The 14,443-nt window shown below is 71.1% G+C and carries 14 protein-coding genes; 6 read left to right on the top strand and 8 right to left on the bottom strand.

What is annotated here, in order from left to right; genetic code table 11:
- Positions 1 to 21: 21 nt before the first annotated feature.
- A complete protein-coding gene (locus tag KZX17_RS09530; protein ID WP_248174777.1) occupies positions 22 to 1,368 on the top strand; it encodes a hypothetical protein in 1,347 nt (448 codons plus the stop codon).
- 398 nt (positions 1,369 to 1,766) lie between these two features.
- Here the strand turns inward: KZX17_RS09530 and KZX17_RS09525 are convergent, their stop codons facing one another.
- The 3 genes from KZX17_RS09525 to KZX17_RS09515 are packed head-to-tail and all read right to left on the bottom strand — an operon-like array spanning position 1,767 to position 4,697.
- On the bottom strand, positions 1,767 to 2,318 hold the full coding sequence (locus KZX17_RS09525) for a DUF4352 domain-containing protein (protein WP_248172482.1): 552 nt from the start codon (positions 2,316 to 2,318) through the stop codon (positions 1,767 to 1,769).
- Positions 2,315 to 2,989: a hypothetical protein gene (locus KZX17_RS09520; protein WP_248172480.1), complete on the bottom strand. Its 675-nt coding sequence runs from the start codon at positions 2,987 to 2,989 to the stop codon at positions 2,315 to 2,317. Before KZX17_RS09520 ends, KZX17_RS09525 begins: the two co-directional genes overlap by 4 nt.
- A gap of 31 nt (positions 2,990 to 3,020) precedes the next feature.
- Positions 3,021 to 4,697, bottom strand: a complete 1,677-nt coding sequence (locus KZX17_RS09515) for a PAS domain-containing sensor histidine kinase (RefSeq protein WP_248172478.1) — start codon at positions 4,695 to 4,697, stop codon at positions 3,021 to 3,023.
- A gap of 66 nt (positions 4,698 to 4,763) precedes the next feature.
- Between KZX17_RS09515 and KZX17_RS09510 the strand changes: the two genes are divergently transcribed.
- The 4 genes from KZX17_RS09510 (at position 4,764) to KZX17_RS09495 (ending at position 10,141) form a co-directional block, all read left to right on the top strand.
- Complete coding sequence (locus tag KZX17_RS09510; RefSeq protein WP_248172476.1) at positions 4,764 to 5,138, top strand: response regulator; 375 nt, start codon at positions 4,764 to 4,766, stop codon at positions 5,136 to 5,138.
- A 93-nt stretch (positions 5,139 to 5,231) separates the two neighbouring features.
- Complete coding sequence (locus KZX17_RS09505) at positions 5,232 to 6,959, top strand: ABC transporter ATP-binding protein (protein ID WP_248172474.1); 1,728 nt, start codon at positions 5,232 to 5,234, stop codon at positions 6,957 to 6,959.
- A complete protein-coding gene (locus tag KZX17_RS09500) occupies positions 6,956 to 9,022 on the top strand; it encodes an ABC transporter ATP-binding protein (RefSeq protein ID WP_248172472.1) in 2,067 nt (688 codons plus the stop codon). The genes KZX17_RS09505 and KZX17_RS09500 overlap by 4 nt, the downstream gene beginning before the upstream one ends.
- Before the next feature lie 30 nt (positions 9,023 to 9,052).
- Positions 9,053 to 10,141: an alkene reductase gene (locus tag KZX17_RS09495; RefSeq protein ID WP_248172470.1), complete on the top strand. Its 1,089-nt coding sequence runs from the start codon at positions 9,053 to 9,055 to the stop codon at positions 10,139 to 10,141.
- 2 nt (positions 10,142 to 10,143) lie between these two features.
- On the opposite strand, the gene KZX17_RS09490 is transcribed toward KZX17_RS09495, so the two are convergent.
- Positions 10,144 to 10,443, bottom strand: coding sequence for a Dabb family protein (locus KZX17_RS09490; RefSeq protein ID WP_248172468.1), 300 nt, complete (start codon positions 10,441 to 10,443; stop codon positions 10,144 to 10,146).
- Positions 10,444 to 10,476: 33 nt separating this feature from the next.
- Positions 10,477 to 11,493, bottom strand: a complete 1,017-nt coding sequence (locus KZX17_RS09485; RefSeq protein WP_248172466.1) for a Gfo/Idh/MocA family protein — start codon at positions 11,491 to 11,493, stop codon at positions 10,477 to 10,479.
- A 75-nt stretch (positions 11,494 to 11,568) separates the two neighbouring features.
- Between KZX17_RS09485 and KZX17_RS09480 the strand changes: the two genes are divergently transcribed.
- The gene (locus tag KZX17_RS09480; RefSeq protein WP_248172464.1) at positions 11,569 to 12,780 is read left to right on the top strand and encodes an NAD(P)/FAD-dependent oxidoreductase; all 1,212 of its coding nucleotides are present in this window, start codon (positions 11,569 to 11,571) and stop codon (positions 12,778 to 12,780) included.
- Here KZX17_RS09480 and KZX17_RS09475 read toward each other — a convergent pair.
- The 3 genes from KZX17_RS09475 to KZX17_RS09465 are packed head-to-tail and all read right to left on the bottom strand — an operon-like array spanning position 12,777 to position 14,412.
- Entirely contained in the window at positions 12,777 to 13,760 is a 984-nt protein-coding gene (locus tag KZX17_RS09475; protein WP_248172462.1) for an NAD(P)-dependent alcohol dehydrogenase, read from the bottom strand. The genes KZX17_RS09480 and KZX17_RS09475 overlap by 4 nt on opposite strands.
- Positions 13,761 to 13,762: 2 nt before the next feature.
- Positions 13,763 to 13,978 (bottom strand): helix-turn-helix transcriptional regulator, encoded by a 216-nt coding sequence (locus KZX17_RS09470; RefSeq protein ID WP_248172460.1) that lies wholly within the window; start codon positions 13,976 to 13,978, stop codon positions 13,763 to 13,765.
- Positions 13,978 to 14,412: a hypothetical protein gene (locus KZX17_RS09465; protein WP_248172453.1), complete on the bottom strand. Its 435-nt coding sequence runs from the start codon at positions 14,410 to 14,412 to the stop codon at positions 13,978 to 13,980. The genes KZX17_RS09470 and KZX17_RS09465 overlap by 1 nt, the downstream gene beginning before the upstream one ends.
- Between the last annotated feature and the right edge of the window lie 31 nt (positions 14,413 to 14,443).

Here is a 14,443-nt window from a genome sequence, read left to right as displayed (position 1 = left end):
TACGGTGGGACGGTGCGAGCGATGGTCGGGCTGACGTGGCGCCTGCTCGCGCGCCACTGGCCGGCCCTGCTGGCGTGGTATCTCGCCGGCACGCTCGGCCGCTACATCGGCCTCGAGGTGGCGGGCTACGTCGGCGGCTACACGGCGCTCGGTGGCATGCTGCTGCTCCCGCTGGCGATCCTCGCCAAGCTCATCAGCATCGTCGCGATGTTCCTGACCCTGCGGGACGGGATGGTGCGGCTCGGAGCGATCGCGCCGCCGCCGACCGATCCGCTCGCGCGCCGGCGCGCGTTCAGCGATGCGCTGCTGTCGTCGATCCTGCCGTTCATGGCGGTGTACGCCGCACTCGGGTTCATGCGCGACGACGTCGCGACCTACCTCGACACGGCGCTCCAGGTCCAATCGGGACGCTCGATCTACGGCTCCATCGTGGAGCGCACCACCGTCGACATCTCCGGCTCCGTCGACCAGTTGACGTGGGAGCCGTGGACCCTCGCGGTGGTCGTGCTCGCGTTCGCGGGCCGGTGGGCGTGGGGGCGGTGGCGCGCGGCGCTGCCTCGATGGACGGCCGTCCCCGCGACCTACCTCGAGGGACTGTGGGTCTTCCTCGCCACCTACTTCGTCGGCGAAGCGCTCGGCGAGATCACGACCTGGGTGCAGTCGCGGCGCGCGATCGCCTGGCTCGGGGACATCCGCGCGACGGTCGGCGAGTGGTTCGCACCGGTCGGCTGGGCGTGGGATGCGATCGGCGCGATCCTCGGCGAGATCGGCGGCCTCATCGGCGAGCCGCTGGCCTGGCTCACGATCGCCGGTGTCGTCTACGGTCAGGCGGTCGCCCCGCAAGGTGTGCAGTTCCAGGGCGCGCTCGTGCGCCGCGCCCGCGAGCGGTACGGTGCGGTTCCGCAGCGGCTGCGGCGACGACTCGCCGACCTCGGGTCGGGCGTGGGGTCGAGGTTCCAGCCGATCTGGCGCGCCCTCGTCCTGATGTGGCGGGGCGGTCCCATCCTCATCGGCGGCTACGTCCTGGCGTACGTCCTGCTGATGCTCCTGCAGGAACTGCTGCGGATTGCCGTGTTCCGCGCGGTCGGCCCGCAGGACGTGTACGAGTTCTGGCGAGCCGCGGGCGGAGCGCTGCTCCTAATCGCACCCCTGGTGATCGAGCCCATCCGGACCGCGTTGGTGGCCGGTGCGTATGACGCCACCGTCGGCGCGCTCATCGGAGCTCCCGTTGTCGCCTCAGGGCGCGACGACGAGTCGGACGTAGCGCGGCAGCTCGTTCGCGACCGTGAACTCGACGCCGAGCGGACCGACGACGTCGTCGGGGACGACGTACGGCACCTCGATCGTGAAGGGCCCGTCCGGGAATGACTCGTCCTCCGGGTCGGACGGACAGAACGCGAAGCCCGCAGACTTCCAGGTGACCGTCGTCGCGTCATCGCCCCACGTGCGGCCCTCGCCGTGCAGTTCGTGCAGGAGTGGCCTGGAGCACGGGGTCGCCCCGCCGTCGCGGTCGACGGTCACGCTGACCGAGACGACCTTCGTGCCGGGCGGCAACTCCTCGCCTGGAATCGAGATCTCCCGCGCCGCAGCGGGACCGAAGCTGATGCCGGCGAGCTCGACCGTCTCGCCCGCAGCGGCCGTCACGGGGAAGACCGTGTCGCCCTGTGCTCGCTTCCACCACTCCCAGCCGCCGACGACCCCTGCTGTCAGCGGCAGCAGGATGACCAGGGCGACGAGAGCGACGCGATTCCGGCGCCACCAGTCGTTCATACGCCCCCTCCCGTCCGCGGCTGCAGCTCGCGGGTCGACACGACCTCGAGTGCGGTGAGGTCGATCGGCACCTCGGCGACGGAATCGACGCGCAGGTCCACGAGGTTCGCGGCGAAGCGCAGCACCGCCGGACCGGCGCGGCGGCCGGGCGGGAGTTCGAACGCGACGCTGCCGCGTGTCGGCACGTCCACCTGGAGGGTGGTGCCGAGCATGCTGGTCGGGCGCTCGCTCGCCCGGAACGCCACGCCGTCGATGACGAGCTCAGCCGTCCGCAGCGCGGCGGTCACCTCGGTGCCGCGGGCAGCCGCCGAGAGATCGACGACCACCCACGTGCCGTCCGCGGCCCACCCGCGGGAATCCTCGACGCGGTCGGCGGCGACCACCTCGTCCACCGTCACCGACAGCTCCCGGCCGACGGCCGTCTCGCCGATCGCGACCGTCTGCGTGAACGGCGCCTCGGCCACCTCCTCGCCCGGAGTCAGCTGGGTGACGCCCCACGCGGCCGTCAGCAGGACGAGGCCGGTGCCCCACACGGCCCAGGGCCTCATCCGGCGTCTCCGCTCTCGGCGTCGGCTCCGGCGCCGACGTCGGTCACCTCGAGTTCGACGAACGCGGTCGTGACCGGATCCTCCCAGGACTCACCCGACGTGATGAACTGCCCCGACGTGAGCCTGTAGTCGCGGATGTCGAGTCGCACCGCGTCGCCGTCGGCGAGGGCGTCGGCCGGCACCATCCAGGTCACCACCACCTGCACCGGCAGGTCCGGCTGCAGCCAGGGACTCTGGGTCGTGTCGTCGAAGCGGGCGATCGACTCGGGCTCGCCCGAACCGAGGTCGCGCGCGCGGAAGGTCCCATCCAACGCGCTCCGGTCGGTGCTGGCCACCGCCCGGTCCCACCGGTTCTCGGCGGTGACGACGACGGCGAGCACCCGCATCCCCTCTTCCTCGTACGCGCCCGCCTCGGGCAGCGCGTCGATGAGCACGGCGCGCTCGACGGTCAGCTCGAACGCGTCGTTCCGATGGGTCTGTCCCGGTTCGAGCTCGGCGACCGGAGGAGCAGCGACCGCCTCCAGCCCACCGAAGGCGCCGGCGACGGCCAGGAAGGCGGCGATCGCGGCCCCCGAGAACCACGTCGTGGGCACACGGTCGGTCATCGCGTGCAACCACTGCGTCCGCTGACGCGTCGGAGCATCCTGCAGTGGGGCTCCGGGCTCGGTCACGGCCACATCCTAACGAGGCGGCGACGCCGGCTCAGGCCGAGAGGGCGAACTCGTCCGCAGGCTGCTGACGCTCCCGCATGCGCGGCAGGCTCAGCGAGATCGTCGTCCCCACTCCGGGTGCGCTCTCGACGTCGATCGAGCCGTCGTGCGCGAGGACGATCGACTTCACGATCGAGAGACCGACGCCGATCCCCTGCACCGCGTTCTTGCGGACCGTGGTCGAGCGGTAGAAGCGGTCGAACACGCGCCGCTTCTCGTCGGCGGTCATGCCGATGCCGTCGTCGGCGATGACGACGAGGACGTCGTCGTCATCTCCGTGGCGCACCTGCACGGAGATGTCGCCGCCGCGATCGGTGAACTTCACGGCGTTGGTGAGGAGGTTCTCGACGGCCTGCCGGATGCGGCGGGCGTCGAGTTCGGCGATCACATCGGGCTCCCCCGTCACGGTCACGCTGATCCCGGCGTGCCGTGCGGCGGGCAGGATCGCCTCGACGGTCTCGTCGACGATCTCACCGACATCGACCACGGTCGGGGTGAGCACCAGCTTCTTGTTCCCCGCCGTCAGCAGCTGCGACACGCGCTCGAGGAGGATCTCGCCGTTGCGCGTGATCGCGCCGAGTCCGGCGGCGACGCCCAGGCGCTCCGCCTCGTCGCCGAGGATGTCGGTCACCTCGTCGGCGTACCCGATCACCGAGGTGAGCGGCGTCCGGAGCTCGTGCGAGACGGTCGTGAGGAACTCCTCGCGGATCTCGATCGCATCGGCGAGGTCGGTGACGTCGTGGGCGACGACGACGGTGCCCAGCAGCTCGCCACTCGTGCGCTCCACGCGGCGCGAGGAGACGAGCACGGCGATGCGGTCACCTGGCGGCCCGACCCATTCGAGGTGGCTCGGGACGACCTCGCCCCGCAGCGCGCGGGGGACGATCTGGTCCTCGAACGGGATCGGCGTCGAGCGGTCGGCGGCGAAGACGTTCTCGCCCGCATACGGCGGCGCGTCCAGACGGAGTCCCGCGATGCCGACGAACCGCTCCGCGACTGCGTTGGCCAGCACGAGGCGACCGTCCGCGTCGTAGAACGCGACCGCGGCGTTGACGGTGTCGAGGACGGCGCGCAGGACGGTCTGATCGTCGCGGGATGCCGCGAGGGCCCCCTGTGCCCGCGTGGTCGCCGCCTCGACGCGCTCGCGCCCGCGACGGAAGCTGCGGGCGGCGATGTGCACCCCGACGGAGATGCCGGTCGCGATGAGCGGCAGCGTCACGACGTTCAGCACGTCCAGCAGCGACGTCAGCGGGTCGCCTCCGAGGACGAACGGCAGGCCGGCGACGACGATGCCGCCGCCGAAGACGAGGAGGAGGCCCTGCCAGGGGAAGCGGAAGGCGATCCATGCGAACGGGAGGAGGCACAGCATCCCGACCGCCGGCAGGTACGGATACAGCGCCGCGCGCACGAAGCCGATCGCGACGATGTCGAGGACCGGGACGGTGATCGCCCACGGCGAGTGCATCCACCGGTGGCGCTGGACGGCGAAGACGACCGATGCGACACCCGCGACGGCGAGGCCGACCCCGAGCGGCACCGAGGCGCGGAGGGCGGGGACCGCGGCGGCGGTCGCTCCCGAGACGAGGACGAGCGCCGCGAGGAACGGCAGCTGCAGACGGGTGAACAGCTGGCCTGCGGACAGCGCGGTCCACAGCAATCGGTTCGGCACGTGCACTCCTCGCTGTCACCCGCGGAAGGATTACCCGCCTGGCCGGATAGGTGTCAGAGTACGTCCATGGCGATCTCGGTGCTGGTGGTTGACGACGATGACGACATCGCTATGCTCCTCGTCTCGAGCCTCGAGCGCGCCGGCATCTCGGCCGCCCGCGCGGGCGACGGCCGCGAGGGTCTCTCGCGCGTCCGCGCCGATCAGCCGTGCGTCGTCCTGATGGACTGGATGATGCCCGTGAAGGACGGCATCCAGGCTTCCACCGAGATCCGCGGGATCGCCGACATCGCGCAGCCCCACATCATCATGCTCACCGCGCGCGCGCACGCCGCGGACCAGGAGCAGGCGCTCAGCGCCGGCGTGGACGAGGTCATCGCGAAGCCCTTCCGGCCTCGCGATGTCGTCGGCCACGTCCGGGAGCTCCTCGCGCTCGCCTGCTGACGCCCCGGCGCCGGGTCCCGGTCGCTACGCCGTCAGCGGACATCCTCCCGCAGGGGGAGGCGGATGTCGGCGGTCGGTGGCACGCTGATCTTCATGCTCGGAACCCTTCTGGTCCGCTACCTGCGGACCTACCGATGGCTCGTGGTCGGCGTGCTGCTCTTCCAGTTCGCGTCCGCCATGGCAGCGCTGTACCTCCCTCGCCTGAACGCCGACATCATCGACAACGGCGTCACCCAGGGCGACATCGCCTACATCTGGTCGCACGGCGTCCTCATGCTCGCGATCGCGCTCGGGCAGATCGTCGCATCCGTCATCGCCACCTACTTCGCCGCCCGCGCCGCCATGGCCGTCGGCCGGGACATCCGACGGGATGTGTTCGAGCGCGTGAGCAGCTTCTCGGAGCGCGAGGTGACCCAGTTCGGCGCCGGCTCGCTCATCACGCGCAACACCAACGACGTCCAGCAGGTGCAGATGCTCGCGATGATGGGCGCGACGATGCTCGTCACCGCGCCGCTGCTCGCGATCGGCGGCATCATCATGGCGCTCCAGCAGGACGTGGGGCTCAGCTGGCTGATCGGCGTCTCGGTCCCGACGCTGCTGATCGTCGGCATCCTGATCATCAGCCGGATGGTCCCCCTCTTCCGCAGCTATCAGAAGAAGCTCGACGCTGTGAACCGCATCATGCGCGAGCAGCTCACCGGTGTCCGGGTCGTGCGCGCCTTCGTCCGCGAACGCATCGAGGAGGAGCGGTTCCGCGGCGCCAACACCGACATCATGGTGGTCGGTCGCAAGGTCGGCTCGCTCTTCGTCCTGATGTTCCCGCTCGCGATGCTGGTGCTGAACGTCACCGTGGTCGGCGTCATCTGGTTCGGCGGGATCGAGGTGAACGAGGGCGACGTGCAGATCGGCACCCTCTTCGCGTTCATGCAGTACATCGGCCAGATCCTGATGGGCGTGCTCATGGCGACGTTCATCACGATCATGATCCCGCGCGCCGCGGTGTCTGCCGACCGGATCGGCGAGGTGCTCGCGGTCGAGGGCGGGCTCGCCAAGCCCGCGTCACCGGTGACCGACTTCCCCGCGCCCGGCGCGGTGGAGTTCGACGACGTCACCTTCACCTACCCGGGCGCCGACGAGCCGGTGCTCTCGGGCGTGAGCTTCACCGCCGCGCCGGGCGAGACGGTCGCCGTCGTCGGGTCGACGGGGTCGGGCAAGACGACACTCGTCTCCCTCATCCCGCGCCTGTTCGACGTCACGAGCGGCACCGTGCGCGTCGCCGGCGTCGACGTGCGCGAAGCCGATCTCGACCTGTTGTGGAAGGGCATCGGGCTCGTCCCGCAGCGGCCCTTCCTGTTCACCGGGACGGTCGCCTCGAATCTGCGGTTCGGGCGCGAGGAGGCGACGGATGCCGACCTCTGGCACGCGCTCGAGATCGCCCAGGGCCGCGACTTCGTCGAGGAGATGGACGCGCAGCTGGACGGTCGCATCTCGCAGGGCGGCACGAACGTGTCGGGCGGGCAGCGGCAGCGCCTGTCGATCGCACGGGCGATCGTGCATCAGCCCGACATCCTCGTCTTCGACGACTCGTTCTCGGCGCTCGACCTTTCGACGGACGCCAGGTTGCGACAAGCCTTGTGGCGGGAGCTGCCGCACGTGACGAAGATCGTCGTCGCGCAGCGCGTGTCGACGATCACCGACGCCGACCGCATCGTCGTCCTCGACGGCGGCCGGATGGTCGGACTCGGAACCCACGACGAACTACTCGCGTCGAACGACACCTACCGCGAGATCGTCGAGTCGCAGCTCGGAGTGGACGCATGAGCACGGATGGACGCGTGAAGACGCAGGAGACGCAGCTCACCGACGAGGAGAAGCTCGAGGCGGAGCTCGCCGAGCAGGCGCGGCTGAACAGCGGCGACTGGGACTCCGTCGCGCCCGGCAAGGCGTCGCGGTTCGGGCCGAGCTTCCTTCGGATGATCGGCCTGCTCGCGCCGTACAAGTGGGTGTTCGGACTCGTCACCCTCGCCGGCGCTGCGAGCGTCGTGCTCGCGGTCATCGCCCCGAAGGTGCTCGGCGAGGCGACGAACATCGTGTTCGAGGGCTTCCTGTCGAACTTCCTCGGCGAGAACCCCGCCCTGCGAGGACTCACGCAGGATCAGGCCGTCGACGCGCTGCGCTCCCAGGGCCAGGACGACTTCGCCAACATCGTGTCGGCGATGCAGAACTACGCCCCCGGCGCCGGCGTCGACTTCGACGCCCTCCGGGTCGTCATCACGTGGGTGCTCGTCATCTACGTCGTCTCGGCGGTCCTCGGCTGGATGCAGGGCTACGTGATCAACGTCATCATGGTGCGGACCATGTGGCGTCTGCGCGAGCAGGTCGAGGCGAAGATCAACCGCCTGCCCCTCTCGCACTTCGACCGCGTGCAGCGCGGCGAGCTCATCTCCCGCGTCACGAACGACATCGACAACATCACGCAGACCATGCAGCAGTCGCTGTCCGGCGCGCTCACGGCGATCCTCACGGTCGTCGGCGTGCTCATCATGATGTTCTCGATCTCGTGGCAGCTCGCGATCGTCGCGCTCATCGCCCTGCCGCTCATGGCGGTCATCTTCGGGATCATCGGACCGAAGTCGCAGAAGGCCTTCGGCGTGCAGTGGAAGAAGGTCGGACGCCTGAACGCCCGCGTCGAGGAGTCCTTCTCGGGTCACTCGCTGGTGCGGGTCTTCGGTCGTGAGGCCGATGCGCAGGAGAAGTTCCGCGAGGAGAACGAGGAGCTGTATCAGGCGGCGTTCAAGGCGCAGTTCCTCTCGGGCATGATCATGCCGTCGATGACCTTCGTCGGCAGCCTGACCTATGTGGGCATCGCCGTGCTCGGTGGGCTGCAGGTCGCGAGCGGTCAGCTGCGCCTGGGCGATGTGCAGGCCTTCATCCAGTACTCGCAGCAGTTCACGCAGCCGCTGTCCGAGCTCGGCGGCATGGCTGCGGTCGTGCAGTCCGGCACCGCGTCGGCCGAGCGGGTGTTCGAGCTGCTGGACGCCGACGAGCAGGAGCCCGACGCCGATGACGCCCCTGTGCGGGGCGGCGGTCGCGGCGTGATCGAGTTCGAGCACGTGAAGTTCTCCTACGCCCCCGAGCACCCGCTGATCACCGACCTGTCGTTCCGGGTAGAGCCCGGCCAGACGGTCGCGATCGTCGGCCCGACGGGCGCGGGCAAGACGACGCTCGTGAACCTCCTCATGCGCTTCTACGAGCTCGACGGCGGCCGAATCCTGCTGGACGGGCAGGACATCGCGGAGCTGAGCCGCGACGACGTGCGCTCCCGCACGGGCATGGTGCTGCAGGACCCGTGGCTGTTCGCCGGGACGATCCGCGAGAACATCCGCTACGGACGGGAGTCCGCGACGGACGACGAGATCGTGGATGCCGCCGTCGCGACGCGCGTCGACCGGTTCGTCCGCTCGCTTCCCGACGGCTACGACACGATGCTCGACGAGGACGCGTCGAACGTGTCCGCCGGCGAGAAGCAGCTGATCACGATCGCGCGTGCGTTCGTCGCGCAGCCGGCGGTGCTCATCCTCGACGAGGCGACGTCCTCGGTCGACACACGGACCGAGCTGCTGCTGCAGCACGCGATGGCGGCACTCCGGCAGGGACGCACGTCCTTCGTCATCGCGCACCGGCTGTCGACCATCCGCGACGCGGACCTCATCCTCGTGATGGAGCACGGCGACATCGTCGAGAAGGGCACCCACGAGGAGCTCATCGGAGCGGAGGGCGCGTACTACCGGCTCTACCGGTCGCAGTTCGAGCAGGCGCACGATGATCTCGTCGACGCGGGCGGGTCGGAGAACGCTTCCGAAGAGGCTCCGACCGCGGAATAAGCCCGTGGCCCCGACGCGTTCGTCCTCAGCATGAGCCTGTACGAATCCGCCGTCTTCGGTGATCTCGACCTGTCCAACCGCGTCGTCATGGCGCCGCTGACCCGGACCCGCTCCGGCGACGACGGTGTGCCGACCGAGACGATGGTGGAGTACTACCGGCAGCGGGCGGGCGTCGGCCTGATCGTCACCGAGGGCACCTGGCCTGTGCGGGAGGGGATGTCCTACCTGGGGCAGCCGGGCATCGAGACGCCCGAACAGGTCGAGGGTTGGCGCCGCGTCGCCGACGCGGTGCACGCCGAGGGCGGCACCATCGTCATGCAGCTGATGCACGGCGGCCGCGTTTCGCACCCCGCCGTGTCGGGCGTCGACCGCGTCGTCGGCCCGAGCGCGGTCGCCTCACCCGGTGATGCCCGCACGCGGGGCGGCAAGGTCGCCCTGCCGGTGCCGCACGCGATCGCGACCGACGAGATCGCGGGGGTCGTGGCGCAGTTCGTGCAGGCCGCGCGCAACGCGATCGCCGCAGGTTTCGACGGTGTCGAGGTGCACGGCGCGAACAGCTACCTGGTGCACCAGTTCCTCTCCCCCGAGTCGAACGTCCGCGACGACGTCTACGGCGGTTCGCCGGAGAACCGCGCGCGCTTCGCGGTCGAGGTGACGCGCGCGGTGGCCGAGGCGGTCGGGGCGGGGCGCACCGGCATCCGACTCTCGCCGCAGCATCAGATCCCGGGCGTCCTCGAGACCGACGACGCCGACGCGCGCGCGACCTACACCGCACTTGCCGAAGGGCTCGCGCCCCTGGGGCTCGCGTTCGTCGACATCCTGCACGCCGACCCGAAGAGCGATCTCGTACAGCACATCCGTCACGTCGCGGCGGCGCCGGTGATCCTGAACTCCGGCTTCGGAACCCCGACCACGCGCGAAGAGGCCGAGGAGCTGGTCCTCGAGGGCTGGGCGGATGCCGTGGCCGCAGGCCGCCCGGTCATCGCCAACCCGGACCTCGTCGCACGGTGGGAGCAGCGCGCCGAGCTGAACGAGCCCCGCCCCGAGCTGTTCTACGGCGACGGCGCGGAGGGCTACACCGATTACCCGTCGCTCGCAGAGGTGCGCGCGGAGCGCTGAGCTCAGTCGCCCGCGACGAAGTCGTACTCCTGGAACGCGCGGACCTCGTTCTGCCAGCGTCCCTGGACGAAGGCGACGTGGTCGGGGTGCTCGTTGTAGGCGTCGTAGGCGGCCTGGTCGTCGAAGAGCATCGTGAATTGCCACCGGAGGTCGCTCTGCGGGCTGACCTGCTTGTTGACACGGAACTGCTGGACCCCGGGGACGGCGGGCAGGACGCGCTGCGCCTCGGCGAGGAACTCGGACTCTTCCGCGGACCCCTCGTCGTGGTGCAGTGCGAAGACGACGGTGTGCTGAATGGTCATGAAGACCACGGTAGTCCCCGCGCCTGGCGGCGGTCAGCGGGCGGCGATCTGGCGACGCACCTCGTCGATGGTCGCCATGACCGACACGACGTCGTCGTGCGAGTGCAGCGGCGACTCGACGAGGCCGGCGCCGACGTACGAGGCGAACGCCGTCGCCTGGTAGCCGAGACCGTCGTGGATCTGCGGCAGGGCGTCGTCGCGCCACTCCTCGGCGGTGCCGTCGGGCAGGGTGAGGCGGATGCCGCTCGGCCCGAAGAACGGGCTCAGCACGTCGATGCGCCCCCGCGAACCGAAGATCGACGCCTCGATCGGCGTGACGGCCCGGAAGCCGGCGGTGAGCGCGGCCTGGGCACCGGCATCCGTCCGCAGGGCGATCGTGGCGCTGTCGTCGACGCCCGTGGGCGCCAGCGTGCCCACCGCGCGGACGACGCTCGGAGCGCCGATGATCGACGCCGCGAACGAGACGGGGTAGACGCCGAGGTCGAGCATCGCGCCGCCGCCGAGCGCCGGATCGAACATGCGGCTGGTGGCGTCGAACTCGACGAGCGAGCCGAAATCCGCGCGGACGAGGGCGACCTCGCCGATCGTCCCGGCGTCGAGCAGCTGCGCGATGACGTCGGCCTGCGGGAGGTAGCGCGTCCACATCGCCTCCATGACGAGGACGCCCGCGGCGCGGCCCGCGTCGAGGATCTCGCGCGCGTCGGCGGCTGACATCGCGATGGGCTTCTCGACGAGCACGTGCTTGCCGGCGGCGATCGCGGCGAGCGCGAGCTCGCGGTGGAGGGGATGCGGCGTCGCGACGTAGACGACGTCGACGTCGGCGTCGGACAGCAGCTGCTCGACGGTGTCGTGGACGCGGTCGACACCGTGCTCGCGGGCGAAGGCAGCGGTCTTCTCGCGGTCGCGGGCCGTGACGGCGACGGCGCGCTGGCCGGTGTGCGCGTGGATCGCGTGGACGAAGCGCGCCGCGATGCCGGTACCGATGACACCCCATCGGAGGGCGGGGACGGATGCGGGGTCGATGAGGCGCGGAGCGGGGAGTGGAGGCATCCCGCCAGTCTTTCGGATGACGATGCTCGCGGTCGAGGGCTTCTGCGTTCGATGACGGCCGGTCATGCTGTGCAGATGCGGGTCGTGGTGAGCGGAGCGGGCCTCGGCGGCCTCGTGCTCGCCCACGCCCTGCGTGACCACGCCGAGGTCGTCGTCGTGGAGCGCGATGCGAGCGCCCTCGACACGGGCGGCTACCGGATCGCCCTGACTCCCGAGGCGGTCGCCGTGATGCGGCGGCACGTTCCGGCAGCCACCATGGACCGCATCCAGTGGGTGTCCGACGGCTCGGGGACGTTCTCGCAGTTCACCATCGCGAACGCGCGGCTGCGGCCCCTCGTCGTCGCGCCCGAGCCCGCGGGGCAGGAGCGGATGCTCTGCCAGCGGAGGGCGCTGCGCAGCATCCTCGCCGAGGGTCTCGAGGGCGTGGTCCGGTTCGGCGCCGAGGTGACGGGAGCGCAGCGCACTGCGGGCGGCGCAGCGCTGACGCTCGCGGACGGCTCGACGGTGGCGGGCGACCTGGTCGTGGCGGCGGACGGCGCGGACTCGCCCGTCGTGCGCGCGCTCGGCGCGACGACGAGCAGCGACACCGGTCTCGTCGGGATCGCGGGGTCCACGCCGCTCGCACCCGGCGGACGGTATCCGAGCTTCCTCCGCCGGGGACCCGGGCTCGCGCTGGATCGGCGGGGGCTCGGAATGTTCCTGTCGCTTGCCTCGGTCGGCATCGGCGAGGTGCCGCGGGACCTCCGCGAGGCGGTGGGGCCGCCGTCCGTCGTCTGGGGGCTCATCGCACGGCGGACGAGCGTGCCCGAGACCCGCGGCGCGACGGCGGCGAACCTCATCGAGACGTCCCTCGCCGCCACCCGGCGATGGCACCCGTGGCTCGCCGACACGATCGCGGCATCCGACCCCGGCTGCACGGCGGCGTTCGGCTTCCGCACCGCCTCGCTCACGGGGCCGCGGTTCCCGTGGCGGGCGCCGCGCATCACCGCGATCGGCGACGCCGTGCACGCGATGCCGCCGACCGGCGGCAGGGCGGGCTCGACGGCCATCCGCTCGGCCGGTGCGCTGGCCGACGAGGTGATCCGCGGGTCGCACCTGGACGAAGCGGTCGCGCGGTACCAGACGGCGGTCGACGACTGGGCGGTGCCGGCGATCCGCGAGTCGCTCGGTCCGGTGACCGCGATCCGCGCGCTGGCGAATCCTTTCGCGCAGGCGGTCGCCGGCCCGGCGCTATCGGTCGCCGGAGCGGTCGGAGCGCTCCGGTACGGCCGAGTGCTGCGGGACTAGCCCGGCAGCAGCTCGTCGCGGACGACGACGACTTTGCCGATGGTGCGGCCCGACTCCACGTGCGCGAGCGCGGCGCGCGCGTCCGACAGCGCGAAGACCCGCTCGATGTGCGGCGTGAGTCTTCCGGCCGCGGCGAGCGAGACGAGCTCGGCGGTGGTGCGCGAGCGGACGACGGAGGCGACGGGACGGAACCGGCCGCGGGTGACGGTGCTCCGCAGCATCCGACCGAACGGTCCGAAGACCTCGTGACCGTCGCCGCCAACGAGCGCGACGGTGCCGCGGGGTGCGAGCAGGTCGTGGAGGACGGTCAGCGGCGGTTCGCCGGCGATGTCGACGATCGCGTCGAAGGATGCCGGGGGCAGCGCCGCGAGGTCCGTGACCCGGTAGTCGAACGTCCGGCTCGCGCCGAGGCGCTCGAGCACCGGCTGCGCACGGGCGCCGCAGGTGGCCCAGACCTCGGCGCCGCGGTCGGCGGCGAGCTGGACGACGGCGGTGCCGACTCCCCCGCCGGCCCCGACGACGAGGACCCGAGACCCCGACGAGACGCGGGCGATCCGCAGGGCATCGAGCGCGGTGTTGCCTGCCACCGGGAGCGTCGCGGCGACGACCGGGTCGACGCCGGCCGACAACGGGATGAGCCGCGCCGCGGGCACGAGGACGTGGTCCGCGAGCGTCTCGCGCCACGCGCCGACGGCGGCGTCGCCGACCGTCCACCCCTCGACGTCCGCGCCGACGGCTGCGACCGTGCCGGCGACGTCCATGCCGCGGCCTCGCACGCGCGGTCCGCGGCGGCCCACGAACGCGCGCACCATGCGGGGTTCGCCGCGCATGAGGTGGATGTCGCCGGAGTTCAGCGAGACGGCATCCGTTCGCAGCAGGACCTGACCGCGGGACGGGACGGGCACCGGCACGGTCTCGGGGTGCACGCCGTCGGCTGAGCCGTAGGCGTTTTGCCGCCAGACGGTCATGGTCTCGGTCATGGTCAGGCCTCCGGGTACTGGAAGACGTCGTCGAACGGGACGCCCAAGGTGCGGACGATCTGGAAGGCCCTCTCGAGCGACGGCGAGTACTTGCCCTGCTCGATGGCGATGAGGGTCTGTCGGGTGACGCCGACCGCCGCGGCGAGCTCGGCCTGCGTGAGGCCGCGGTCGCTGCGCAGGGCTCGGATGTCGTTGGTGACGCGGGTGGGCTTGACCATCAGACGAGCCCGCGGCGGTACGCGGTGACGCGCGCGACACCGCCGATGATGGAGGACAGCGCGAAGCCGGCGTAGAGCGTGTTGGCGATCCAGAAGGGTGCGGCGTCGAGCGCGCAGAGGGCGATACCGCCGACACCGCCGAGCACGAGGAACGCGACGCCGACCCGGTCGCCCATGCGGGTGATCTCGCGGTCGCGCTCGTCGGCGGCGTTCTCACCCCGCAGCGAGCCGCCCTCGGCGACGACACCCCAGATGATCGTGACGACGATCGAGACGACGATTCCGCCGATGATCGTCCAGAGCATCGGCGTCAGCCAGTCGACGCTGTCGACGGCGTCGGATGCCGTGCGCCCGGCGATCACGGCGGCGTAGACGGCCACCGCGATCACCGAGACGATGAGACCGACCCATGCGGCGCGTTCCTCACGGGCCATGGTGCACCTCCGATGTCAGGAATCTTTAACA

The sequence above is a fragment of the Microbacterium sp. EYE_78 genome, assembly GCF_023149035.1.
Lineage (GTDB): Bacteria > Actinomycetota > Actinomycetes > Actinomycetales > Microbacteriaceae > Microbacterium.
The sequence above is the reverse complement of the archived record's forward strand: the minus strand, read 5'-3'. Positions and strand labels throughout refer to the sequence as shown.